Annotated in this window: 17 protein-coding genes, 2 tRNA genes and 3 rRNA genes; 15 read left to right on the forward strand and 7 right to left on the reverse strand. The window is 68.4% G+C overall.

Features of this window, described 5'->3' with window-relative positions; genetic code table 11:
* Positions 1 to 53 precede the first annotated feature (53 nt).
* Positions 54 to 698, reverse strand: coding sequence for a dihydrofolate reductase family protein (locus GA0074696_RS09355; RefSeq protein WP_088960725.1), 645 nt, complete (start codon positions 696 to 698; stop codon positions 54 to 56).
* A gap of 855 nt (positions 699 to 1,553) precedes the next feature.
* Here GA0074696_RS09355 and GA0074696_RS09360 point away from each other — a divergent pair.
* Positions 1,554 to 2,393 (forward strand): alpha/beta fold hydrolase, encoded by an 840-nt coding sequence (locus tag GA0074696_RS09360; protein ID WP_088960726.1) that lies wholly within the window; start codon positions 1,554 to 1,556, stop codon positions 2,391 to 2,393.
* A 336-nt stretch (positions 2,394 to 2,729) separates the two neighbouring features.
* Here GA0074696_RS09360 and GA0074696_RS09365 read toward each other — a convergent pair.
* Positions 2,730 to 2,803: transfer RNA gene (locus tag GA0074696_RS09365), tRNA-Gly, on the reverse strand.
* A gap of 284 nt (positions 2,804 to 3,087) precedes the next feature.
* Here GA0074696_RS09365 and GA0074696_RS09370 point away from each other — a divergent pair.
* The 7 genes from GA0074696_RS09370 to GA0074696_RS09400 all read left to right on the forward strand — a co-directional run bounded on the left by GA0074696_RS09370 (position 3,088) and on the right by GA0074696_RS09400 (position 9,435).
* Positions 3,088 to 3,161, forward strand: a tRNA-Pro gene (locus tag GA0074696_RS09370).
* Between the two features lie 148 nt (positions 3,162 to 3,309).
* Positions 3,310 to 4,662, forward strand: coding sequence for a trigger factor (gene tig, locus GA0074696_RS09375; protein WP_088960727.1), 1,353 nt, complete (start codon positions 3,310 to 3,312; stop codon positions 4,660 to 4,662).
* 171 nt (positions 4,663 to 4,833) lie between these two features.
* Positions 4,834 to 5,475, forward strand: a complete 642-nt coding sequence (locus GA0074696_RS09380; RefSeq protein WP_088960728.1) for an ATP-dependent Clp protease proteolytic subunit — start codon at positions 4,834 to 4,836, stop codon at positions 5,473 to 5,475.
* A gap of 10 nt (positions 5,476 to 5,485) precedes the next feature.
* Positions 5,486 to 6,148 (forward strand): ATP-dependent Clp protease proteolytic subunit, encoded by a 663-nt coding sequence (locus GA0074696_RS09385; protein WP_088960729.1) that lies wholly within the window; start codon positions 5,486 to 5,488, stop codon positions 6,146 to 6,148.
* 211 nt (positions 6,149 to 6,359) lie between these two features.
* Entirely contained in the window at positions 6,360 to 7,655 is a 1,296-nt protein-coding gene (gene clpX, locus GA0074696_RS09390) for an ATP-dependent Clp protease ATP-binding subunit ClpX (RefSeq protein ID WP_088960730.1), read from the forward strand.
* Between the two features lie 109 nt (positions 7,656 to 7,764).
* The gene (locus GA0074696_RS09395) at positions 7,765 to 8,598 is read left to right on the forward strand and encodes a DMT family transporter (RefSeq protein ID WP_088960731.1); all 834 of its coding nucleotides are present in this window, start codon (positions 7,765 to 7,767) and stop codon (positions 8,596 to 8,598) included.
* 39 nt (positions 8,599 to 8,637) lie between these two features.
* A complete protein-coding gene (locus tag GA0074696_RS09400; RefSeq protein WP_088960732.1) occupies positions 8,638 to 9,435 on the forward strand; it encodes a carbon-nitrogen hydrolase family protein in 798 nt (265 codons plus the stop codon).
* A 7-nt stretch (positions 9,436 to 9,442) separates the two neighbouring features.
* On the opposite strand, the gene GA0074696_RS09405 is transcribed toward GA0074696_RS09400, so the two are convergent.
* Positions 9,443 to 9,670 (reverse strand): hypothetical protein, encoded by a 228-nt coding sequence (locus GA0074696_RS09405; RefSeq protein ID WP_088960733.1) that lies wholly within the window; start codon positions 9,668 to 9,670, stop codon positions 9,443 to 9,445.
* A gap of 651 nt (positions 9,671 to 10,321) precedes the next feature.
* On the opposite strand from GA0074696_RS09405, the gene GA0074696_RS09410 reads away from it, so the two are divergent.
* The 3 genes from GA0074696_RS09410 (at position 10,322) to rrf (ending at position 15,531) form a co-directional block, all read left to right on the forward strand.
* A 16S ribosomal RNA gene (locus tag GA0074696_RS09410) occupies positions 10,322 to 11,838 on the forward strand.
* 377 nt (positions 11,839 to 12,215) lie between these two features.
* Positions 12,216 to 15,326, forward strand: a 23S ribosomal RNA gene (locus GA0074696_RS09415).
* A gap of 88 nt (positions 15,327 to 15,414) precedes the next feature.
* Positions 15,415 to 15,531 (forward strand): 5S ribosomal RNA (gene rrf, locus GA0074696_RS09420).
* Together the 16S, 23S and 5S rRNA genes form the textbook arrangement of a ribosomal RNA operon.
* 135 nt (positions 15,532 to 15,666) lie before the next feature.
* On the opposite strand, the gene GA0074696_RS09425 is transcribed toward rrf, so the two are convergent.
* Positions 15,667 to 16,350, reverse strand: coding sequence for a hypothetical protein (locus GA0074696_RS09425; protein WP_088960734.1), 684 nt, complete (start codon positions 16,348 to 16,350; stop codon positions 15,667 to 15,669).
* 69 nt (positions 16,351 to 16,419) lie between these two features.
* Between GA0074696_RS09425 and GA0074696_RS09430 the strand changes: the two genes are divergently transcribed.
* The 3 genes from GA0074696_RS09430 to GA0074696_RS09440 all read left to right on the forward strand — a co-directional run bounded on the left by GA0074696_RS09430 (position 16,420) and on the right by GA0074696_RS09440 (position 20,782).
* Positions 16,420 to 19,038: a valine--tRNA ligase gene (locus tag GA0074696_RS09430; protein WP_088960735.1), complete on the forward strand. Its 2,619-nt coding sequence runs from the start codon at positions 16,420 to 16,422 to the stop codon at positions 19,036 to 19,038.
* Positions 19,039 to 19,115: 77 nt separating this feature from the next.
* Positions 19,116 to 20,387, forward strand: coding sequence for a bifunctional folylpolyglutamate synthase/dihydrofolate synthase (locus GA0074696_RS09435; RefSeq protein ID WP_231925417.1), 1,272 nt, complete (start codon positions 19,116 to 19,118; stop codon positions 20,385 to 20,387).
* Complete coding sequence (locus GA0074696_RS09440) at positions 20,384 to 20,782, forward strand: DUF4233 domain-containing protein (protein WP_088960737.1); 399 nt, start codon at positions 20,384 to 20,386, stop codon at positions 20,780 to 20,782. The genes GA0074696_RS09435 and GA0074696_RS09440 overlap by 4 nt, the downstream gene beginning before the upstream one ends.
* 8 nt (positions 20,783 to 20,790) lie before the next feature.
* Here GA0074696_RS09440 and GA0074696_RS09445 read toward each other — a convergent pair whose 3' ends face one another.
* Positions 20,791 to 22,062 (reverse strand): VOC family protein, encoded by a 1,272-nt coding sequence (locus tag GA0074696_RS09445; RefSeq protein WP_088960738.1) that lies wholly within the window; start codon positions 22,060 to 22,062, stop codon positions 20,791 to 20,793.
* 142 nt (positions 22,063 to 22,204) lie between these two features.
* Between GA0074696_RS09445 and ndk the strand changes: the two genes are divergently transcribed.
* Positions 22,205 to 22,630 carry a nucleoside-diphosphate kinase gene (ndk, locus tag GA0074696_RS09450; RefSeq protein WP_088960739.1) on the forward strand — a complete coding sequence of 142 codons (426 nt, stop codon included), beginning with the start codon at positions 22,205 to 22,207 and terminating at the stop codon, positions 22,628 to 22,630.
* Between the two features lie 46 nt (positions 22,631 to 22,676).
* On the opposite strand, the gene sigJ is transcribed toward ndk, so the two are convergent.
* Both sigJ and GA0074696_RS09460 read right to left on the reverse strand, forming a co-directional pair.
* Positions 22,677 to 23,558, reverse strand: coding sequence for an RNA polymerase sigma factor SigJ (gene sigJ, locus GA0074696_RS09455; protein WP_231925312.1), 882 nt, complete (start codon positions 23,556 to 23,558; stop codon positions 22,677 to 22,679).
* A complete protein-coding gene (locus GA0074696_RS09460) occupies positions 23,555 to 23,995 on the reverse strand; it encodes a carboxymuconolactone decarboxylase family protein (protein WP_088964462.1) in 441 nt (146 codons plus the stop codon). Before GA0074696_RS09460 ends, sigJ begins: the two co-directional genes overlap by 4 nt.
* Positions 23,996 to 24,128 lie beyond the last annotated feature (133 nt).

Raw genomic sequence — 24,128 nt, forward strand, 5'->3', positions numbered from 1 at the left:
CGACCTGGCGGATTCACCGCCGACGACACGGACCCACCTGGCACGGGGCGGCTTCAGTCGTCGCGTCCGGCACCGCGATCGGGTGCGCTCATGTCCCCCGTCCCGGGCGTGCCATCGGCGAGCCCGTAGCGCAGGTACACGGTGCCCTTCGGGTTGGCTACCGGCGGTTCGAGGAGTGTGACGTTCGTGGGCACCGCGCCACCGTCGAACACCTTCTTCCCGACGCCGAGCACGATCGGGTGCACCCAGAGGTCGAGGCGGTCGAAGAGCTTCTCGCGCAGGAGGGTCTGCACCAGGTTCAGGCTCCCGACGACCTTCACGTGCTCGTGCCGGTCACGGATCTCGCGCACCGCGCCGGCCAGATCCGGGCCGAGCTGCGTGGACCCGGCCCACGAGAGGTCGGGCCGGCCGCGGGAGGCCACGTACTTCGGGATGCTGTTGAAGAGCCTGGCGATCTCGTTGTCCTCGCCGCCCTCCTGGTGCGGCCAGTAGGCGGCGAAGATGTCATACGTCCGCCGGCCGAGCAGGAGGGCGTCCGTGCCCTCGTACGCGGCACCGACCTGCGCCCCGGCGACCTCGTCCAGCAGGGGCGCCTGCCAGCCGCCGAACGGGAACCCCACCGGGTCCTCGTCGGGGCCGCCGGGCGCCTGCCCGACGAGGTCGAGGGTTGCGAACAGCTCGATGTGGATGAGGCCCATGCTTACTCCCGATGATTGGTTGTCTCGGTCGGGAGGTAGACCTGTGGGCGCCGGCAGACTCATCGCTGCGATGGCACCCAGCTCCGTACTTGTCCACCGCCTCGCCCGGTGCATCGGTCACCACCCCGTCCCGCCGTCAGCGTCCGTGCGACGCCCGGCAGCAGGGCTCGGCAGGTATGCCGTGCGCCTTGATCCGGGCCCGCACGTCCGATTCCTCGAACAGGCCATGCCGATCGATCTTGAAGCGCGCAGCACGGTGCCCTGCTTATGCCACCAGGCCGGGACGCCGCACCGGCACTCCCCGCTCACGATAGATCACACGCCGCCTCCAAACTGGTTGGCTGCCCTGCGTCCAGCGTCCATGGAGATTGGGGAGAAGCGAACGGCCCAGGTGCCGCGATCATGCGGTCGACCTGGGCCTTCGGAAGTGGAGCGGGCGACGGGAATCGAACCCGCACCGTCAGTTTGGAAGGACGAAGAACACGGCCGACAAGGACCTGGTGGGCCAGGTCAAGGCAGGAAGCGCGTGAGCGTTCGTGCCCCCTGGTGACCGTCCGGGGTACCGGCTACTGGCACGTGGATGGCACGGAGACCGGAGAATTATGAGATCAAGTTGAGCGACCCGGCGAGCTGCGGACAGGGTCCCGATGAGTTTCCGCCCCGCCAGTTGTCCATCTCTGAGAGCCAACCCCAGTCGCATACGTTCAACGCGACGCATACCACCGGCGGGGACGCGTAGCTTGTGCCGCCGTCCCCGCGCCACCGGTCCACTACGCCGCCCTGGAGGTTCATGATGTATCCGACGGTCCACTCGTTCCGCACGTCCGGCGGCGTCATCGCGACGGCGGAGGCGTGATGACGACGGTCGAGGCGGACGGCGTCACGCTCGGGGTCGAGCACTTCGGCGACACGGCGGCGCCGCTCGTTGTGCTCGCGGGTGGCACGACCCTGCTCTCCTGGCCCGACGCACTCTGCGAGGCGCTCGCGCGCGGCGGGCGCCACGTTGTGCGGTACGACCTGCGCGATTCCGGCGCGTCGACCACCGTCGATCCCGAGGCTCCGGCGTATACGCTGCGCGATCTCGCAGCCGACGCCGCGGCGCTCGCCCGCGAACTCGACGACCGGCCGGCGCACCTGGCAGGCATCGGCGTTGGCGGGATGGTCGCCCAGGTCGCCGCGCTCGACCACCCGGACGCGTTCTCGGCGCTCACCCTCGCCGGAACGCGGCCCGTCGCTCCAGGCCCGGTCGACGACGACCTGCCTGGCCATGACGCGGCGACGATGGACCGGCTGTTCTCGCGTTCGATGCCCGACTGGTCCGATCGCGCCGCGGTGGCCGAGTTTGCCGCCGCAGGCGCAGAGATCCTCGGTGACGACCCCGTCGCCGCGCGCGCGACCGCCGAGCGCAGATGGGACCGCACGCCGGGCACCGAGCCCGCGGTGCAGATGGCCAACCACCTGGGCATGGTGTTCGCCAAGCTCGACTGCAAGCCGCGCTGGCGCGAGCGCCTGTCCGAGCTCGCGATCCCGTCGCTGGTGGTGCACGGTCGCCGCGACCCGTTCTTCCCTGTCGGCAACGGCGAAGCGCTCGCGCGCGAGATCCCCGGTGCGCGGCTGCTCGTGCTCGAACGGGCCGCGACGGCGATCCCCGATGCGGCCGCCGGTGAGGTCGCGGCGGAGATGCTCGCGCTCTAGCAGCGGAAACGCCTCTCGGTATCTCTCACCACTTCCTCGCCGTCCGTGGACCTCTTGCGGACCTGGCTCGCTGGCGGATCTCCTCGTCGGGCAGTCGTAGACCGTCCAGGGAGGCTGGTAGCCCTTGCGGTGCTCGGCGAGGTGATCCGCTCCCGGCGTACCAGCACGCCACCAGCGAGCGTGACGCGAAATCGCCCAGGCGATGGACCGCCGCATCGCCGGAAATGGCCGACGCCGACCGTGAATGGCACGCGGATGGCACGCAAGATCCAACACGGGGGGAGAAGCGAACGGCCCAGGTGCCGCGATCATGCGGTCTACTTGGGCCTTCGGAAGTGGAGCGGGCGACGGGAATCGAACCCGCACCGTCAGTTTGGAAGACTGAAGCTCTGCCATTGAGCTACGCCCGCAGTCGCCCCGCCACGACGGGACGCGCCGACAGCCTACCCGGTCCCCCCACCCACCGCGCACAGGCATATCCACGCGTCCCCTCCCGTGCCCCGCGCACTTTCCGAGAAAGTGTGGCCTCGCAGCGCCCGGAGGCCACCCTTTCTCGGAAAGTGCACCCAGGGCGGGCCGCCGCCCGGCGGCGGCCGGCGGGGTGGCAGGGGGGTCCGGTTGGTGGGGGTTCGGCGGGTTGGGGGCCGCCCCGGCACCTCCGCCGGGTGCCGACGGCATACACTTCTCGTCGCCACGGGGTGTGGCGCAGCTTGGTAGCGCACTCGCTTTGGGAGCGAGGGGCCGTGGGTTCAAATCCCGCCACCCCGACTGTCGTCCGCCGGCCGGGTCGCCCGGGCCGTCGCCGATTTTTGTCGCGCGGTACCCGGGCGCTGCCGGAGCAGCAGCCCGGCTCGCCTACACTCGATGCGCGCAAACACGCCCAGACTCAAACTGAGATCCGTCAAGGAGTACGCCTGTGAAGAGCACCGTCGAGACTCTGAGCCCGACGCGCGTGCGGCTCGCCATCGAGGTGCCGTTCGTCGAGCTCGAGCCGAGCCTCAGGAAGGCGTACCGGGAGATCGGTTCGCAGGTGCAGGTTCCCGGCTTCCGCCGGGGCAAGGTGCCGGCCGCCGTCATCGACCAGCGGGTGGGCCGGGGCACCGTCCTCAACGAGGCGGTGCAGGAGGCCATTCCGCAGAACATCCTCGCGGCGGTCCGTGAGCACGACCTGAAGACCCTCGGCCGCCCGGAGGTCGAGATCACCGAGTTCAACGACGGTGACTCGCTCAACTTCACCGCCGAGGTCGACGTCCGCCCCGAGATCACCCTGCCGGACCCGGCCACCGTCGAGGTGACCGTGGACGAGCTGCAGATCGACGACAGCGAGATCGACGAGCAGGTCAAGAGCCTGCGCGAGCGGTTCGCCACCCTCAAGACGGTCGAGCGGGCCGCCCAGGAAGGCGACTACGTCCAGATCGACCTGAACGCCACCGTCGACGGCGAGGAGGTGCCGGGCGGCTCGGCCAGCAACATCTCGCACGAGGTCGGCAGCAAGCAGCTCCTGCCGGGGCTGGACGAGGCCGTGGTCGGCCTCGCCGCCGGCGAGAGCACCACCTTCACCACCCAGCTGGTGGGCGGCGACTTCGCCGGCCGGGACGCCGAGGTGGCGGTGACCGTCCGCACGGTCAAGGAGAAGGAGCTGCCGGAGCTGGACGACGACTTCGCCCAGATGGCCAGCGAGTTCGACACCATCGCCGAGCTCCGTGACGACCTGCGCGAGCGGGTCGCCCGGGGCAAGCGGGTCGAGCAGATCTACGCCGCCCGGGACAAGGCCCTGGAGCAGCTGGTCGCGGCCGCCGAGGTGCCGGCGCCGGAGGGTGTCGTCCGCGAGGAGGTCGAGAGCCGCAAGGCGGCGATGATCGACCAGCTGGAGCGGATCGGCGCCTCGCTGGAGGAGTACCTCGCCGCCGAGGAGAAGACCGAGGAGCAGATCGACGCCGAGCTGAACGAGGCGGCGACCGAGGGCGTCAAGATCCAGCTCCTGCTGGACACGCTGGCCGACGCCGAGGACATCCAGGTCTCGGACGACGAGTTCGGCCACGAGATCGTGCACCGCGCGCAGCGGGCCGGCATGGCGCCGCAGCAGTACTACGACCAGCTGGTGCGCTCCGGCGCGGCCGCCGCCGTCTTCGGTGACGTGCGTCGCGGCAAGGCTCTCGCCGCGGTCATGGAGAAGATCAAGATCAAGGACACCGCCGGCAACGAGGTCACCCTCGAGGCGCTGCGGGCCGAGAGCGAGCAGGCGCACGAGCACGACCACGAGCACTGATCTTCCCCGGTAGGCCGCCGTCCGCCCGTTGCGGTGGACGGCGGCCGAAACCGTTTTCCGGGTACGTCGGAGGACAGCTGCGCTGAGAGCGAACAGTGCCCCGACCGGGAGTCGATCACCCGGCTGAGCGGTTAGTGTCGGTGAGGACGGTACGGAGAGCGAAGGGCTGCCATGACCGACATGCACATCCCCAAGAAGTCGCTCCGGGCGATCGAGGCCCGTGGTGGCGACTCCATTGGCAACCTCGACGACTCGGTCTACAACCGGTTGCTCAAGGAGCGGATCATCTTCCTGGGCAGCGAGGTGACCGACCAGGTCGCCAACCGCATCTGCGCGCAGCTGCTGCTGCTCGCGGCGGAGGACCCGGACCGCGACATCAACCTCTGGATCAACTCGCCGGGTGGCTCGGTCTACTCCGGCATGGCGATCTACGACACCATGCAGTTCATCGACAACGACGTGTCGACCGTGGCGATGGGCATGGCGGCCTCCATGGGCCAGCTGCTGCTCTGCGCCGGCACGAAGGGCAAGCGGTACGCCCTCCCGCACGCGCGGATCATGATGCACCAGCCGTCCGGTGGTCTCGGCGGCACGGCCTCCGACATCGCGATCCAGGCCGAGCAGATGCTCTACACCAAGCGGATGTTCCAGGAGCGGGTCGCGCACCACACCGGCCAGAGCCAGGCGCAGATCGAGGCGGATTCGGACCGGGACCGTTGGTTCACCGCCCAGGAGGCCATGGACTACGGCTTCATCGACAAGGTGATCATCGGGGCCGCTCAGGTTCCGGATGGCGCCGGGACCCTGAGCTGAGGAGCTGACGATGACCGATCTGAGCCTGCCGCCCCAGTTCGCGGCCGTGCACAACCGCTACGTGCTGCCGTCGTTCGTCGAGCGCACGTCGTACGGGGTCAAGGAGTCCAACCCGTACAACAAGCTCTTCGAGGACCGGATCATCTTCCTCGGCGTCCAGGTGGACGACGCGTCCGCCAACGACGTGATGGCGCAGCTGCTGACGCTCGAGGGCACCGACCCGGACCGCGACATCATCATGTACATCAACTCGCCGGGTGGCTCGTTCACCGCGATGACGGCGATCTACGACACCATGCAGTACGTCCGTCCGGACATCTCCACCGTCTGCCTGGGTCAGGCGGCCAGCGCGGCGGCGGTCCTGCTGTCGGCCGGCACGCCGGGCAAGCGGATGGCGCTGCCGAACTCGCGGATCATCATCCACCAGCCGGCCACCGAGGGCGGCTACGGGCAGGGCTCGGACATCGAGATCCAGGCCCGGGAGATCCTGCGGATGCGGACCCAGCTGGAGGACATGCTCTCCCGGCACTGCAACCGCCCGATCGAGCAGGTCCGCAAGGACATCGACCGGGACAAGATCATGACGGCCGAGGAGGCCAAGGAGTACGGGCTGGTCGACACGATCCTGACCAGCCGCAAGAAGGGTCTCCTGGCGGCCAACGCCGCCAGCTGAAGCAGCACCGGTCGGAGGTCGGTCGGGAAGTCGTTCCTGGCCGACCTCTGACACACCCGTTTTGGGGGTCGGAGAAACCTCCGTCAGCGGGTAACGTCGGTTCCGTACCGCTGGGCCGGGTCGGGCCGGCGGCAGGGATCGAGACGGACGGGCGCGCGGCGCCCGCAGGTCAGGGCCGGCGTTCCGGCCGACGAGTGCAGGGAGAACGTAGGTGGCACGGATCGGTGACGGCGGCGACCTACTGAAGTGCTCCTTCTGTGGCAAGTCGCAGAAGCAGGTCAAGAAACTCATCGCGGGCCCCGGGGTCTACATCTGCGACGAGTGCATCGATCTCTGCAACGAGATCATCGAGGAGGAGCTGGCCGAGTCCGGCGAGGTGAAGTGGGAAGAGCTTCCCAAGCCGATGGAGATCTGCCAGTTCCTCGACAACTACGTCGTCGGTCAGGACCAGGCCAAGAAGGCGCTCGCCGTCGCGGTCTACAACCACTACAAGCGGATCCAGGCCGAGTCGGCCGGCGCGCCGGGTTCCGGCAGCGACGCCGTCGAGCTGGCCAAGTCCAACATCCTGCTGCTCGGCCCGACGGGTTGCGGCAAGACCCACCTGGCGCAGACGCTGGCCCGGATGCTGAACGTGCCGTTCGCCATCGCCGACGCCACCGCGCTGACCGAGGCCGGGTACGTCGGCGAGGACGTGGAGAACATCCTCCTCAAGCTGATCCAGGCCGCGGATTACGACATCAAGCGCGCCGAGACCGGCATCATCTACATCGACGAGGTCGACAAGATCGCCCGTAAGTCGGAGAACCCGTCGATCACCCGGGACGTCTCCGGCGAGGGCGTCCAGCAGGCGCTGCTGAAGATGCTGGAAGGCACGGTGGCCAACGTGCCGCCGCAGGGCGGGCGCAAGCACCCGCACCAGGAGTTCATCCAGATCGACACCACGAACGTGCTGTTCATCTGCGGTGGCGCCTTCGCCGGTCTCGACCAGATCATCGAGGCCCGCACCGGCCAGGGCGGCACCGGCTTCGGCGCCCGGCTCCGGTCGGTCTCCGAGCGGTCGACCGACGACATCTTCAGCCAGGTGATGCCGGAGGACATGCTCAAGTTCGGGCTGATCCCCGAGTTCGTCGGCCGGCTTCCGGTGATCACCAACGTGCGCAGCCTGGACCGCACCGCCCTGGTCCGGATCCTCACCGAGCCGCGTAACGCGCTGGTCAAGCAGTACCAGCGGCTCTTCGAGCTGGACGGGGTCGAGCTGGAGTTCGACGAGCCGGCGCTGGAGGCGATCGCCGACCAGGCGATGCTGCGCGGCACCGGTGCCCGTGGCCTGCGGGCCATCATCGAGGAGGTCCTGCTCTCCGCGATGTACGAGGTGCCGAGCAACCCGGACGCCGCCCGCGTGCTGATCACCCGCGAGGTGGTCCTGGAGAACGTCAACCCGACCATCGTCCCGCGGGAGTTCACCGGCCGCCGGGCCCGTCGGGAGCGCGAGGAGAAGTCCGCGTGACCGGCGCACCACACTGACGACGACGGCACGGCCACCACTGGTGGCCGTGCCGTCGTTCGGTACGGGATCGCACTGGCCGGGTCCGCCCGTCGTCTGGTAGGACCGTCCGATGTTCCCCATCATGCTCGCGGCGGTGTCCGCGGTCGCGTTCGGTACGGCCGACTTCTCCGGCGGCAAGGCGTCCCGCCGCGCCGACCCGGTCGCCGTCACCGTGGTCTCCCAGGTGTTGAGCGTGCCGCTGCTGCTCCTGCTGGTGCTGGTGGTACCCGGCACCCCCACCGCCGCCGACCTGGCGTGGGGGCTCGGTGCGGGCGTTGCCGGCGCCGCCGGGGTGATGCTGCTCTACCGGGCGCTCGCCGCCGGGATGATGGCCGTGGTGGCACCGGTCACGGCGATCACCGCCGCGGTGGTGCCGATCATCGCCGGGCTGCTGACCGCCCGCTGGCCGGGCACCCTCGCGCTCTGCGGGGCAGGGCTGGCCGTACTCGCCATCGCCCTGGTGAGTCTCGGCGAGGGTGGCGCGCGCGGCGCGGTGTCCACCCGGGTGATCGGGCTGGCCCTCACCGCCGGCGCGCTCTTCGGCGTGTTCTTCGCCCTGCTCGGCCAGGCCGGTTCGGCCGCCGGCATGTGGCCGGTCCTGGCGCTGCGGCTCAGCTCCATCGCCTTCGGTGTCGCACTCGCGGTCGGCACCGGCGTGCGCCTGCGGATCGGTCCGCGGGTACTCGGCTGGGCGGCCGCCGCCGGCCTGCTCGACAGCGCGGCGAACGCGCTCTACCTGGCCGCCGCGGCCCGTGGCCACCTGAGCGTGGTCGCCGCGATCGCGGCGCTCTACCCGGCCAGCACCGTGCTGCTCGCGCTCGCGGTGGACCGGGAGCGGCTCCGGCCGGTGCAGCTGGCCGGTCTCGGGTTCGCCGCCGGCGCCCTGGTGCTCGCCAGCGTCTGACGCTGTCGCCGGCCGTCGTCCGCCCGTACCCTGATCTCCATGCGCGTCGCCGTCTGCCAGCTCAACGCCCGCGACGACCGGGCGGCCAACCTGGTCGCCGCCGAGGCCCTGCTGGTCCGGGCCGCCGCGGCCGGCGCGGATCTCGCGGTCCTCCCGGAGTACGTCGACTACCTCGGCCCCGGCAAGGCGATGCCGGAGCCGGAGCCGGTGGACGGCACGGTGGGCACCTTCTTCGCCGGCGTCGCCGAGCGGCTCGGCATCTGGGTGGTGGCGGGCTCGTTCCACGAGGCCGGCCCGGATCCGGCGCACACCTGGAACACCTCGCTGGTGTTCGACCGCTCCGGTGCGCTCGCCGCCAGCTACCGCAAGATCCACCTGTACGACGTGGAGATACCGGGGCGGGTGTCGTACCTCGAGTCGGCGACGGTCGCGCCGGGCGACCAGCCGGTGGTGGTCGACGTCGAGGGTCTGCGGGTCGGTCTGTCGATCTGCTACGACCTGCGCTTCCCCGAGCTGTACCGGCTGCTGGCCGTCGACGGCGGAGCGCAGCTCCTGGTCGTGCCGGCCGCGTTCATGATGCACACCGGCCGGGACCACTGGGAGGTGCTGCTGCGGGCGCGGGCCATCGAGAACCAGTGCTTCGTGGCCGCCGCCGGTCAGATCGGTGACCACGAGCCGGAGCGCACCTGCTTCGGGCGCAGCATGGTGGTCGACCCGTGGGGGACGGTGCTCGGTCAGGTGCCCGACGGCCCCGGCCTGACCGTGGTCGACCTGGACCTCGACCGCCTGCACACCATCCGTACCGAGCTGCCCAGCCTCGCCAACCGGCGGCTCTGAGCGCCGGTCATCCCTGGACGAGCACGCCGATCACGGTCAGGCCGACGATCGCCGCGGCGGTGACGAGCAACGCGGTGGTCATCCGGGATCGGCCGCGCCGGGCCAGCCGGGCGGTGGACAGCACGACCGCGGCGAGCACGACCGCGGCGATCACCAGCTGCCAGAAGGGCGCCAGGAGTCCCAGCAGCGCTTCGTCGGCGAGGGTGACCGCCGGGGACCGGGACACGGGATCCATGGCAGCCACTCTGGCACGCCGCCGGCCGGCCGGCGCGCCGATCCGATCGGGTACGCCGGCGCGGCGCCGGACGGCAGCCGCGATGCGCCAATGACGATCATTGATTTGCCTTCTCCGGGCCAGTCCGCGTAACTTTCTCTCTGCACGCGGGAGGCCGGACAAACCGGCCGAGAGCGGGCACCAGGCTCGTGGCGGAGACGCCGAGCGAGGCTGAGGCGCGGCGGTGCGGGACACTCCGAGACGGGGTTGCGATCGCGAGACCGACCGAGTAGAGTGCGAAAGCCGGCAGGGAGCCGGGCGGGTGGCCGCGAAGCGGCGATCGGCCGGTCTTGCCGACTTCCCACGCCAGAAACGACCACCGGGTACGGTGAGCGTCAGCGTGGATCGGGCCGACCCAGTTGATCACCTCAAACACGAGGTTGACAGCGAAAGTAGGACCGGGTAAGTTAGAGAGGTTGCCCCGGACGGGGGTTCCACGGTGTGGAGCGCTCGGACGGTGTGTGGTTGTTCTTTGAGAACTCAACAGGGTGCTTGAAAAGCCAGTGCCAATTATGATTTATACCCCGGACTGGCAGTTCTTCTTCGGGAGTGCTGTTGGTTGGGATTCCTTTGGCAACACTTTTGTTGTCAGGACAGTTTTTCGACAAGTTTTTGTTGGAGAGTTTGATCCTGGCTCAGGACGAACGCTGGCGGCGTGCTTAACACATGCAAGTCGAGCGGAAAGGCCCTTCGGGGTACTCGAGCGGCGAACGGGTGAGTAACACGTGAGCAACCTGCCCTAGGCTTTGGGATAACCCCGGGAAACCGGGGCTAATACCGAATATGACCTGGCCTCGCATGAGGTTTGGTGGAAAGTTTTTCGGCCTGGGATGGGCTCGCGGCCTATCAGCTTGTTGGTGGGGTGATGGCCTACCAAGGCGACGACGGGTAGCCGGCCTGAGAGGGCGACCGGCCACACTGGGACTGAGACACGGCCCAGACTCCTACGGGAGGCAGCAGTGGGGAATATTGCACAATGGGCGGAAGCCTGATGCAGCGACGCCGCGTGAGGGATGACGGCCTTCGGGTTGTAAACCTCTTTCAGCAGGGACGAAGCGTAAGTGACGGTACCTGCAGAAGAAGCGCCGGCCAACTACGTGCCAGCAGCCGCGGTAAGACGTAGGGCGCGAGCGTTGTCCGGATTTATTGGGCGTAAAGAGCTCGTAGGCGGCTTGTCGCGTCGACCGTGAAAACTTGGGGCTCAACCCCAAGCCTGCGGTCGATACGGGCAGGCTAGAGTTCGGTAGGGGAGACTGGAATTCCTGGTGTAGCGGTGAAATGCGCAGATATCAGGAGGAACACCGGTGGCGAAGGCGGGTCTCTGGGCCGATACTGACGCTGAGGAGCGAAAGCGTGGGGAGCGAACAGGATTAGATACCCTGGTAGTCCACGCTGTAAACGTTGGGCGCTAGGTGTGGGGGGCCTCTCCGGTTCCCTGTGCCGCAGCTAACGCATTAAGCGCCCCGCCTGGGGAGTACGGCCGCAAGGCTAAAACTCAAAGGAATTGACGGGGGCCCGCACAAGCGGCGGAGCATGCGGATTAATTCGATGCAACGCGAAGAACCTTACCTGGGTTTGACATGGCCGCAAAACTCACAGAGATGTGAGGTCCTTCGGGGGCGGTCACAGGTGGTGCATGGCTGTCGTCAGCTCGTGTCGTGAGATGTTGGGTTAAGTCCCGCAACGAGCGCAACCCTCGTTCGATGTTGCCAGCGCGTTATGGCGGGGACTCATCGAAGACTGCCGGGGTCAACTCGGAGGAAGGTGGGGATGACGTCAAGTCATCATGCCCCTTATGTCCAGGGCTTCACGCATGCTACAATGGCCGGTACAATGGGCTGCGATACCGTGAGGTGGAGCGAATCCCAAAAAGCCGGTCTCAGTTCGGATCGGGGTCTGCAACTCGACCCCGTGAAGTCGGAGTCGCTAGTAATCGCAGATCAGCAACGCTGCGGTGAATACGTTCCCGGGCCTTGTACACACCGCCCGTCACGTCACGAAAGTCGGCAACACCCGAAGCCGGTGGCCCAACCCCTTGTGGGAGGGAGCCGTCGAAGGTGGGGCTGGCGATTGGGACGAAGTCGTAACAAGGTAGCCGTACCGGAAGGTGCGGCTGGATCACCTCCTTTCTAAGGAGCACCTTCACCCGAAAGGGTGTGAGGAGCCCGCGCCATCCGAATGTGGTGGCGGGGTGCTCAATGGCGGAGACACTGGCGAGTTCGTGCTCGGCAACGGCCGGGATCATCTAGTACAGCTGCCCCTCGGGGTGGTGGGAACGGTGTCCTGGTGCGGCTGGGGAGGAACGCAGAGCACCCTGTTGGGTCCTGAAAGAACAACCGATGGTTGTCTTTCAGAACCATGACCCCCGCCGTGAGTGGTGGGGATGGTTGCCAGGCATGACCTGGCCTCGCATACCGCCGGCGGATCGTCGGGTTTGGTGTGGGGCGGATCTGGTTGTGGGTTGGTCGTTTGTTGAGAATTGCACAGTGGACGCGAGCATCTTTGTGGTCAAGTTGTCAAGGGCGAACGGTGAATGCCTTGGCACCAGGAGCCGATGAAGGACGTGGGAGGCCGCGATAGGCCTGGGGGAGCTGTCAACCAAGCTGTGATCCCAGGGTGTCCGAATGGGGAAACCCGGCACCAGTCATGTGGTGTCACCTGCACCTGAACACATAGGGTGTATGGAGGGAACGCGGGGAAGTGAAACATCTCAGTACCCGTAGGAAGAGAAAACAAATTAGTGATTCCGTGAGTAGTGGCGAGCGAAAGCGGATTGAGGCTAAACCGGCTGCGTGTGATACCTGTCAGGGGTTGCGTGGTCGGGGTTGTGGGACCCTGCTGAACAAGCTGACACTTGTTCGAGGAGTTACAAAGTCAGTGGCTAGTCGAACAGTCTGGAATGGCTGACCGTAGACGGTGAAAGTCCGGTAGGTGAAAGTTGCTGACCTTCTGTGGGTGTTCCCGAGTAGCGGCGGACCCCTGAAATCTGCCGTGAATCTGCCAGGACCACCTGGTAAGCCTAAATACTTCCTGGTGACCGATAGCGGACAAGTACCGTGAGGGAATGGTGAAAAGTACCCCGGGAGGGGAGTGAAATAGTACCTGAAACCGTTCGCCTACAATCCGTCGGAGCCTTACGGGGTGACGGCGTGCCTTTTGAAGAATGAGCCTGCGAGTTAGTGGCATGTGGCGAGGTTAACCCGTGTGGGGGAGCCGTAGCGAAAGCGAGTCTGAATAGGGCGATTCAGTCGCATGCTCTAGACCCGAAGCGGAGTGATCTAGCCATGGGCAGGCTGAAGCGCGGGTAAGACCGCGTGGAGGGCCGAACCCACCAACGTTGAAAAGTTGGGGGATGACCTGTGGTTAGGGGTGAAAGGCCAATCAAACTCCGTGATAGCTGGTTCTCCCCGAAATGCATTTAGGTGCAGCGTCGCGTGTTTCTTGCCGGAGGTAGAGCACTGGATGGTCTAGGGGGCCCACAAGCTTACCGAAATCAGCCAAACTCCGAATGCCGGTAAGTGAGAGCGCGGCAGTGAGACTGCGGGGGATAAGCTTCGTAGTCGAGAGGGAAACAGCCCAGATCACCAGCTAAGGCCCCTAAGCGTGTGCTAAGTGGAAAAGGATGTGGGGTCGCATAGACAACCAGGAGGTTGGCTTAGAAGCAGCCACCCTTTAAAGAGTGCGTAATAGCTCACTGGTCAAGTGGTTCCGCGCCGACAATGTAGCGGGGCTCAAGCACACCGCCGAAGCTGTGGCATTCACATTTCAACCTCGCTTGGACTTGATTCCTTGTGCAGGTGTGTGGATGGGTAGGGGAGCGTCGTGCCGCGGGTGAAGCAGCGGGGTGACCCAGTTGTGGACGCGGCACGAGTGAGAATGCAGGCATGAGTAGCGAAAGAAGGGTGAGAAACCCTTCCGCCGGATGACCAAGGGTTCCAGGGCCAGGCTAATCCGCCCTGGGTGAGTCGGGACCTAAGGCGAGGCCGAGAGGCGTAGTCGATGGACAACGGGTTGATATTCCCGTACCCGCGAAAGAGCGACCCTGACGAACCTCGCTGTGCTAACCACCCGAACTTGGTGAGGTCTTCGGACTGATCCGAGGGAGCGTGGGAACCTGGTGGGTAGTAGTCAAGCGATGGGGTGACGCAGGAAGGTAGCTGAGCCCGGCCGGTGGTTGTGCCGGGGTAAGCGTGTAGGCCGCACCATAGGCAAATCCGTGGTGCATGAAGGCTGAGACGTGATGCCGAGCCGATTCAGGTGAAGTCAGTGATCCTATGCTGCCGAGAAAAGCCTCTAGCGAGTTCTTAGCGGCCCGTACCCCAAACCGACACAGGTGGTCAGGTAGAGAATACCGAGGCGATCGGGCGAACTGTGGTTAAGGAACTCGGCAAATTGCCCCCGTAACTTAGGGAGAAGGGGGGCCGGAGACGTGAAGCCCCACGCGGGTGGAGCGTTGTATGGCCGCAGAGAGCAGGGGGAAGCGACTGTTTACTAAAAACACAGGTCCATGCGAAGAAGTAATTCGATGTATATGGACTGACGCCTGCCCGGTGCTGGAACGTTAAGGGGACCTGTTAGCTCTTCGGGGCGAAGCGGAGAACTTAAGCGCCAGTAAACGGCGGTGGTAACTATAACCATCCTAAGGTAGCGAAATTCCTTGTCGGGTAAGTTCCGACCTGCACGAATGGCGTAACGACTTCCCCACTGTCTCAACCACAGGCCCGGCGAAATTGCATTACGAGTAAAGATGCTCGTTACGCGCGGCAGGACGGAAAGACCCCGGGACCTTTACTATAGCTTGACATTGGTATCCGAATTAGCTTGTGTAGGATAGGTGGGAGCCGGTGAAGTCCATACGCCAGTATGGGTGGAGGCAATCTTGAAATACCACTCTGGTTGATTTGGGTATCTAACTTCGGACCGTTATCCGGTTCAGGGACAGTGTCTGGTGGGTAGTTTAACTGGGGCGGTTGCCTCCTAAAGGGTAACGGAGGCGCCCAAAGGTTCCCTCAGCCTGGTTGGCAATCAGGTGTTGAGTGCAAGTACACAAGGGAGCTTGACTGTGAGACTGACAGGTCGAGCAGGGACGAAAGTCGGGACTAGTGATCCGGCACTTGCGAGTGGAAGCGGTGTCGCTCAACGGATAAAAGGTACCCCGGGGATAACAGGCTGATCTTCCCCAAGAGTCCATATCGACGGGATGGTTTGGCACCTCGATGTCGGCTCGTCGCATCCTGGGGCTGTAGCAGGTCCCAAGGGTTGGGCTGTTCGCCCATTAAAGCGGTACGCGAGCTGGGTTTAGAACGTCGTGAGACAGTTCGGTCCCTATCCGCCGTGCGCGTAGGATACTTGAGAAGGGCTGTCCCTAGTACGAGAGGACCGGGACGGACGAACCTCTGGTGTGCCAGTTGTCCCGCCAGGGGCACGGCTGGTTAGCTACGTTCGGAAGGGATAACCGCTGAAAGCATCTAAGCGGGAAGCTCGCTTCAAGATGAGGTATCCCACCCACCTTTGGTGGGGTAAGGCCCCCAGCTAGACGACTGGGTTGATAGGCCGGAAATGTAAGCCCGGTAACGGGTTCAGTTGACCGGTACTAATAGGCCGAGGACTTGACTACAAAGCTGCTACGCGTCCACTGTGCAACTCCCGACAAACGAACAACACCCAGCAGAAGCTGGTCGAGTTGTTTGACATGTCGATAGAGTTACGGCGGTCATGGCGGAGGGGAAACGCCCGGTAACATTCCGAACCCGGAAGCTAAGCCCTCCAGCGCCGATGGTACTGCACTCGGGAGGGTGTGGGAGAGTAGGACACCGCCGGACAACCATTCAATCAGGGCCACCCTTTTTCCGGGGTGGCCCTGATTGGTATATCCAGCCCCGGAATCGCGCCGGCGCGAGCCGTACACGAAGAAGGGCCGCGGCGTGAAGCGACGCCACGGCCCTTTCGCGACGGGGTCAGTCGCGCGTCTGGACGCCCTCGCGGATCTGACGGAACAGGCCGGCGGCGTCGTCGACGGAGCGGCTGGGGAACATCGCCATCGCGGCGCTGCCGTGGTCCGCCCAACCGCAGATCGCGAAGTCACCGCCGTCCCCGCTGGTGGTGCCGCACTTCATCACCCCGCCCAGCTTGCCGGCGGGCACCTCGTGCAGCCCGGCCACCCGGCCGGTCTCGTCGGCCATCAGGTCGAAGAGGCTGTCCAGGTCGCGTTCCGGCTGCCACAGCAGCGTCGTGCCACCGAAGAGCAGCACCGCGCGGGTCTCGTCCGCCGGGTCCCGGTACACGGTGCCGAAGGTGGCGTCCAGGTCGATGTCCGCGGCGAACCCGCTGCGCAGGTAGTCCGCCGTGCTGCGGGCCCGCTCCGAGTCGTCCCGGGTCAGCCCGGCGACCCGCTCCGGGGAACTCAGCCGGGTGTCCTTCTGCTGCGCCACCCGCCAGCCGGCGGTGCCCAGGGCTGCGGCGCCGGCCAGGCCCACGGCGAGCGCCGCGGCCAGGACGATCCGTCGACGGCGGGAAGCCGGCGCCCGGCGGACCGGGTCGCTCGCCGGGTCCCGGTGGCTCAGCTGGATCGGCTCGTCGGTCAGATCGACCGGGTCGGGCCCCTCGTCGAGCTGACGCTCCGTGAGATGTGCGTCGGACATGTCCGCCACCGTACGCGAATGACAGGTGGCGCACGTCGGGTCCGCGGAAGCGCTCCGTAGACTTTCAGGGTGACCGAGAGACTGGATGCCCGACGCCCCGACGCCCCGACCCTTGCCGGCCAGTACCAGCCCGGCGAGGTAGAGCAGCGACGGTACGAGCAGTGGGTAGCCGCCGGCCACTTCCGGGCGTCGGCGCAGAGCGACAAGCCCCCGTTCACCATCGTCATCCCGCCACCCAACGTCACCGGCTCCCTGCACATGGGCCACGCGTTCGAGCACACGTTGATGGACGCCCTGAACCGGCGTAAGCGGATGCAGGGGTACGAGGCGCTGTGGCTGCCCGGCATGGACCACGCCGGCATCGCCACCCAGAACCTGGTCGAGCGGCAGCTCGCCGGCGAGGGGCTGTCCCGGCACGACCTGGGCCGGGAGAAGTTCGTCGAGCGGGTCTGGCAGTGGAAGGCGGAGTCCGGCGGGGCCATCCTCGGCCAGATGCGCCGCCTCGGTGACGCGGTCGACTGGGACCGCGAGCGCTTCACCATGGACGAGGGCCTGTCCCGGGCCGTGCAGACCATGTTCAAGAAGCTCTTCGACGACGGGCTCATCTACCGGGCCAACCGGATCATCAACTGGTGCCCGCGCTGCCTGACCGCGCTTTCCGACATCGAGGTGGAGCACACCGACGACGAGGGCGAGCTCATCTCGATCCGGTACAGCGACGAGGTGGTGGTGGCCACCACCCGGGCCGAGACGATGCTCGGTGACACCGCGGTGGCCGTGCACCCCGACGACGCCCGCTACCAGCACCTCATCGGCACCGAGGTGGCCGTGCCGCTGACCGACCGGCGGATCCCGATCGTGGCCGACGAGCACGTCGACCCGAGCTTCGGCACCGGCATGGTGAAGGTGACCCCGGCGCACGACCCCAACGACTTCGAGATCGGCCAGCGCCACGACCTGCCCGCGCTGACGATCATGGACGAGCGTGGTGTCATCACCGCCCACGGCCCGTTCCAGGGCCTGGACCGGTACGAGGCCCGTCCGGCGATCGTCGCCGCGCTGCGCGAGCAGGGGCGGATCGTCGCCGAGAAGCGGCCCTACGTGCACGCGGTCGGGCACTGTTCCCGCTGCAAGACCACCGTCGAGCCCCGGCTGTCGCTGCAGTGGTTCGTCAACACCGCCCCGCTGGCGAAGGCTGCCGGGGACGCGGTGCGCGACGGCCGGGTGAAGATCGAGCCCGCCGAGCTGGCCAAGCGCTACTTCGCCTGGGTCGACAACATGCACGACTGGTGCATCTCGCGGCAGCTCTGGTGGGGTCACCGCATCCCGGTCTGGTACGGCCCGGCCGGCGAGATCGTCTGCGTCGGCCCCGACGAGCAGCCGCCCACCGGCGAGGGCTGGCACCAGGACGAGGACGTCCTGGACACCTGGTTCTCCAGCGGCCTGTGGCCGTTCTCCACCCTCGGCTGGCCGGCGCAGACCCCGGACCTGGCGAAGTTCTACCCGACCAGCGTCCTGGTGACCGGCTACGACATCCTCTTCTTCTGGGTCGCCCGGATGATGATGTTCGGCCTGTACGCGATGGACGGCCGGCAGCCGTTCGACGTGGTCGCCCTGCACGGCATGGTCCGCGACGAGCACGGCAAGAAGATGTCCAAGTCGTTCGGCAACGTGGTCGACCCGCTGGACTGGATCGACCGGTTCGGCGCCGACGCCACCCGGTTCACCCTGGCCCGGGGCGCCAACCCCGGCCAGGACGTGCCGGTGAGCGAGGAGTGGTGCCAGGGCTCGCGGAACTTCTGCAACAAGCTCTGGAACGCCACCCGGTTCGCGCTGATGAACGGCGCGCACACCGAGGGGGAGCTGCCGCCCGCCAGCGAGCTGTCGACGGTCGACCGGTGGATCCTGTCCCGGCTGGCGCACGTCACCGCCGAGGTGGACGAGCAGTTCGAGGCGTACGAGTTCGCGAAGGTCTGCGACCTGCTGTACCACTTCGCCTGGGACGACGTCTGCGACTGGTACGTCGAGCTGAGCAAGCCGGTGCTCGCCGAGGGCGGGCCGGCGGCCGAGGCCACCCGACGGGTCCTCGGGCACGTGCTGGACCAGCTGCTGCGGCTGCTGCACCCGGTCATCCCGTTCGTCACCGAGGAGCTGTGGATCGCGCTCACCGGCGGCGAGACGGTGATGACGGCCGCCTGGCCGGTGGCCGACCGTACCCGGGTCGACGACGCCGCGGAGGGCGAGGTCGGCACCGTTCAGCGGGTGGTGACCGAGATCCGGCGGTTCCGCTCGGACCAGGGGCTGCGCCCGACCCAGCGGGTCGCGGCCCGGCTCGACGGCCTGGCCGTGGCCGGGATCGCGGCGCACGAGCCGCTGATCCGCTCTCTGGTCCGGCTCGATGCCCCGGCCGGCGACTTCCAGGCCAGCGCCACCCTCGCCATGCCCGGCGAGGTCAGCGTCGAGCTGGACACCCGCGGCTCGATCGACGTGGCGGCCGAGCGGGCCCGGTTCACCAAGGACCGCGCGGCGGCCGAGAAGGAGGTCGCGCAGGCCCGGGCGAAGCTCGACAACCCCGCCTTCGTCGGCAAGGCCCCCGAACCGGTGGTCGCCAAGATCCGCGACCGGCTGGCGGTGGCCGAGGCTGACCTGATCCGTATCGACGCCGCCCTGGAGGCGCTTTCCTCGTGACCGACCGCACCGATCGCACCGATCGCACCGAGTTCGCCGACGTCGACGCCGAGCTGGCCGGGCGGGGCTTCACCCGCATGGTCTTCGAGCTGGACCGCATCGAGTCCCTGCTCGACCTGCTCGGCAGCCCGCAGCGGGCGTACCCGTCGATCCACCTGACCGGGACCAACGGCAAGACCTCCACGGCCCGGATGATCGACTCGCTGCTGCGCGCCTTCGGCCTGCACACCGGCCGCTACACCAGCCCGCACCTGGAGACGGTGCGGGAGCGGATCGCCCTGGACGGGGAGCCGGTCAGCGAGGACCGCTTCGTCGCCATGTACCGCGAGGTGAAGCCGCTGGCCGAGCTGGTCGACCAGCGCTCGTCGGAGCCGCTGACCTACTTCGACATGACCACCGCGCTGGCCTTCGCCACCTTCGCCGACGCGCCCGTCGACGTCGCGGTGGTCGAGGTGGGGCTCGGCGGGGCCGAGGACGCCACCAACGTGCTCCAGGCCGGGGTGGCCGTGCTGACCCCGATCGGGCTGGACCACACCGAGTGGCTGGGCGACACCCTGGAGGACATCGCCCTGCACAAGGCCGGGATCATCCATCCCGGCGCCACGGTGATCTGCGCCGCGCAGGACGACGAGGCGGCCCGCCCGATCCTGGAGCGCTGCCTCGAGGTCGGCGCGACCGTCGCCCGGGAGGGCACCGAGTTCGGGGTGCTGCGCCGGGCCGTCGCCGTCGGCGGGCAGGTGCTCACCATCCAGGGCCTCGGCGGCGTGTACGAGGAGGTGTTCATCCCGCTGCACGGCGCGCACCAGGCGCAGAACGCGGCGGTGGCGCTCGCCGCCGTCGAGGCGTTCCTGGGGGCCGGGACGAAGCGGCAGCTCGACGTGGAGGCCGTCCGGGAGGGCTTCGCCACGGCCAGCTCACCGGGCCGGCTGGAGAAGGTGCGTACCGCCCCGACGATCCTGCTGGACGGGGCGCACAACCCGCACGGGATGACCGCCACGGTCACCGCGTTGCAGGAGGAGTTCGCGTTCAGCAAGCTGGTCGGCGTGCTCGCCGTGCTGGCCGACAAGGACGCGGGCAGCCTGCTGGAGCTGCTGGAGCCGGTGCTCGACTCGGTGGTGGTGACCCGCAACAGCTCGCCCCGGGCGATGCCGGCCGACGAGCTGGCCGCGCTGGCCCGCGAGGTGTTCGGGCCGGATCGGGTGGAGGTCGCCGACGAGATGCCGGACGCCATCGAGGCGGCCGTCGCCGAGGCCGAGTCCGACGTGCCCGGTGAGCTGGCCGGGGTCGGGGTGCTGGTCACCGGCTCGGTGGTGACCGTCGCCGACGCCCGACGGCTGCTCAAGCGATGAGCGCCCCCGACGAGGACCGCCGCGAACCGGTCGCCGACCCGGGCGCGCCGGGGGAGCGGCGGTCCGGGCTGCGCAACCCCGACAAGGCGGTACGCGGCCTGGGCGCGGGGACGCTGGCCCTGGAGGCGCTGGTGCTGCTGCTCGCCATCCAGCCCATCCGGGTGGTCGGCGGCGACCTGAGCGGGGCGGCCATCGCGGCGATCGTGGCGCTGGCCGTCGTCTGCGTGCTGCTGGCCGGCCGGATGGGGCGGCCCTGGGCCTGGCAGGCCGGCACGGCGGTGCAGGGCCTGCTGCTGCTCTCCGGGCTGCTGCACTGGTCGCTGCTGGCGCTGGGGATCATCTTCGGGCTGGTCTGGGCGTACGCCCTGCACGTCCGCCGGGTCATCCTCGGCTGAGCCGGGCGTCAGGCGTCGGCGCGCTCCCGCCACTGGGTGAGCGCGATGCCGTGCCCGTCCGGGTCGCGGAAGGCAGCCGCCCAGACCTCCAGCTTGGTGCCCCGGTTCACCACCCGGGGCGCGTAGGTGAACTTCACCCCGGAGTCCTTCAGCCGCCGGTAGGCCGCGTCGATGTCGTCCACCTCCAGGTTGACGTGCACCAGCCGGCGGCTGATCGGGGCGGCGCCGGTGACCTCCCGCAGCACCAGGCGGGTGGCGCCGGAGGCGAGCACCGCGTTGCCGGCGCCCCGGTCGATCTCGTCGAAGCCCAGCGACCGGTAGAAGTCCAGCGACCGGGACAGGTCGGTGACCAGCAGGGTCAGCCCGACCCCGCTGATCGGGGCGGCCTCGTCGACCGGGTCCGCCGCCGGGTCGTACCCGAAGATCGCCTCGTCCAGCTCGTCGGGGTCGAGCCGGTCCCGGGGCTCCGGGTCGTCCAGCGGCACGTCCACCGGGTCGACCACCGGGGCGTCGAAGCGCTCGTCCACCGGCGGGCGGGGGGACGGGGTGGTGGCCGCCCGGCGCGGCAGCCCGCCGCCCGGCGACGGCTCGACCAGGGTGCCCTCGAGCACCACCGGGCCGCCGGGGCGCTGGTGCACCACCACCGGTTCACGCTCGTCGGGCAGCACCACCGGCTCGGGGCGCAGCGGGTCGGCCGGGGGCGGGTCGCGGAACTCGTCGCGCAGGTCGTCGTGGAAGTCGTCGTCGGGCGTCCGGCCGGCCCACGGCGGGGCCTCCTGGACGATGAGCACCTCGTCGACCGGCTCGGCGTCGGCGTACTCGGGCGGCAGGTCGCCGGCGGCGGCGCTCTCCGCGTGGGTGGGCACCTCGTCCCAGAGCACCCGGACGTGCCGCTGGTCATCCAGGGCCACCCGGATCGGCAGCGTCTGCCCCAGCGAGGGCCACTTGGACACCGGCACCCGCGGCTCGATGATCTTCTTGGAGCGGGGCGGCAGGCCCGGCGCGTCGATCACCAGCTGCAGCTCGCAGCGGCCGAAGGCGTACTGGGTGGGTGGCTCGGAGGCGCTGTGCACGTGCCCGACGCCGATCACCCAGGTGCGCCCGCCGCCGCGGACCGTGGCCAGGGCGATCGCCAGCACCAGCAGGGCCGCGCCGAGGGCCACGATCGCCCAGCTGGTCATGCCCAGCCCGAACAGGACCACGAACGTCGCCACGGTGCCGAGGACCGCGGCGATCAGCTTGCGTACCGGCGCGATGGTGCGGTTCCCGCCATTCGCCACAGTGGACCTCCCAGGGGTCAGGACCAGGCTAGGCGGGATCGGCGGCCGCTGGAAGGAGCAGCCGCCGCGCCGACGCCGGTACCGGGTCGCTAGGCTGACCGTACCCAGCCCGGCCGTCTTCCGCGCACAGGAGGAACTCAGCGTGTCCAGCAGCAGCCCGGATGAGCGCACGCTCGTACTGATCAAGCCCGACGCGGTCCGCCGCGGCCTGGTCGGCGAGATCATCTCCCGCTTCGAGCGCAAGGGCCTGCGGATCGACGCCATGGTGACCCGGACGATGGACGCCGCGCTGGCCGACCAGCACTACGCCGAGCACGTCGACAAGCCGTTCTACCCGCCGCTGAAGGACTTCATGACCAGCGGTCCGCTGGTCGCCCTGATCCTCGCCGGCGACCAGGTGATCGACGTGGTGCGCGGGCTGGTCGGCGCCACCGACGGCCGCAGGGCCGCCGCCGGCACCATCCGCGGCGACCTCTCCCTGTCCAACCGGGAGAACCTGGTGCACGCCTCGGACTCCACCGACAGCGCCAAGCGCGAGATCGGCCTCTGGTTCCCCGAGCTGGGCTGAACGCCGCCGGCTCCGAACCCGGACCGGGTCGGGGCCGTCCGCTGTCTCAGGCCGGGAGCCGGGACAGCTTCGTCGGGTTGCCAACCAGGTAGAACCCGGTGATCCGCCCGTCGGCCGTGGCCACGGTCAGCGTGTAGCGGGCCCCGTCGGACCAGCGGATCAGCAGCGCCGGCTGGCCGTTCAGCTCGGCGGGCGTCGCCGTCACGGCGCGCGGCCGGGCGTAGATGCCGGCGAAGAATCGGGCGATGCGGTCCGCGCCGCGCACCGGGTTGCGCGCCGCCCGAGCCGCGCCGCCGCCGTCGGTCCAGGCCACCGCGTCGGTCGCCACCAGCTCAGTGAGCCGGCGCAGGTCGCCGTCGCGGGCGGCGGCCAGGAAGGCCTCCAGCAGCCGCCGCTGCTCGGCCCGGTCGGCGTTGAACCGCCGACGGCCCTCGGCCAGCCGGGCGACCGCCCGATGGTGCAACTGCCGGCAGTCGGCCGCCGACCGGTCCAGGATGTCGCCGATCTCGGCGTACGGCACGGCGAACGCGGTGTGCAGCACGTAGACCGCGCGCTCCGGCGGGGTGAGCCGTTCCAGCAGGTGCAGCAGCGCCATCGACACGGAGTCCCGCAGCTCGGCGCTGTCCAGCGGGCCGAACGGGGACGGCTCGGTCGGCACCGGCTCGGGCAGCCACGGCCCGACGTACGTCTCCCGGGCGGCCTGGCGGGCGCGCAGCCGGTCCAGGGCCAGCCGGGTCACCACCCGGGACAGGTACCGGCGCGGCTCGGCCACCGACTCCCGGTCCACGTCGAGCCAGCGCAGGTACGCCTCCTGGAGCACGTCCTCCGCGTCGTGCAGGCTGCCCAGCAGCCGGTACGCCAGCCCGAGCAGCATCGGCCGGTGCGCGGTGAGCGCACCGGCCGCCTGCGCCGCTCCGCTGGTGGTCACACCTCGAGCGGCGGCTGGGTCCGGCTGGTCACGCTGATCCGGTTCCACACGTTGATTGTCGCAATCGCGATGATCAGGTCGGCCAGCTCCTTCTCCGACCACACCTTGGCGGCGGCGTCCCACACCTCGTCCGGCACGCCGTGCTGGCCGAGCTGGGTGACCGCGTCGGTCAGCGCCAGCGCGGTCCGCTCCCGCTCGTCGAAGAACGGCGCCTCCCGCCAGGCGGCGACGGCGAAGAGCCGGCGGCTGTCCTCGCCCGCGGCGAGCGCGTCCCGGCTGTGCATGTCCACGCAGAACGAGCAGCCGTTGAGCATCGACGCCCGCAGCTTCACCAGCTCCAGCACGGTGTGGTCGACGTTCGCCTGGGCGTACTTCTCCATCGCGAACACCGCCCGGTACGCCTCCGGCGCCACCTTTGCCATGTCGATCCGAGTCATCTCGGCCTCCCTCAGCAGGTACGAATTCACCCGTACGACGGAACCCGGCGGCGGCGATGTGACGGCCTGCGCTGTGACCGTGGTCATGTCGCCGCGGGCCGGGACGGGTGGGATTACTCGGGGGCGATCTTCG

The sequence above is a fragment of the Micromonospora purpureochromogenes genome, assembly GCF_900091515.1.
In the GTDB taxonomy this organism is placed as follows: Bacteria; Actinomycetota; Actinomycetes; order Mycobacteriales; family Micromonosporaceae; genus Micromonospora; species Micromonospora purpureochromogenes.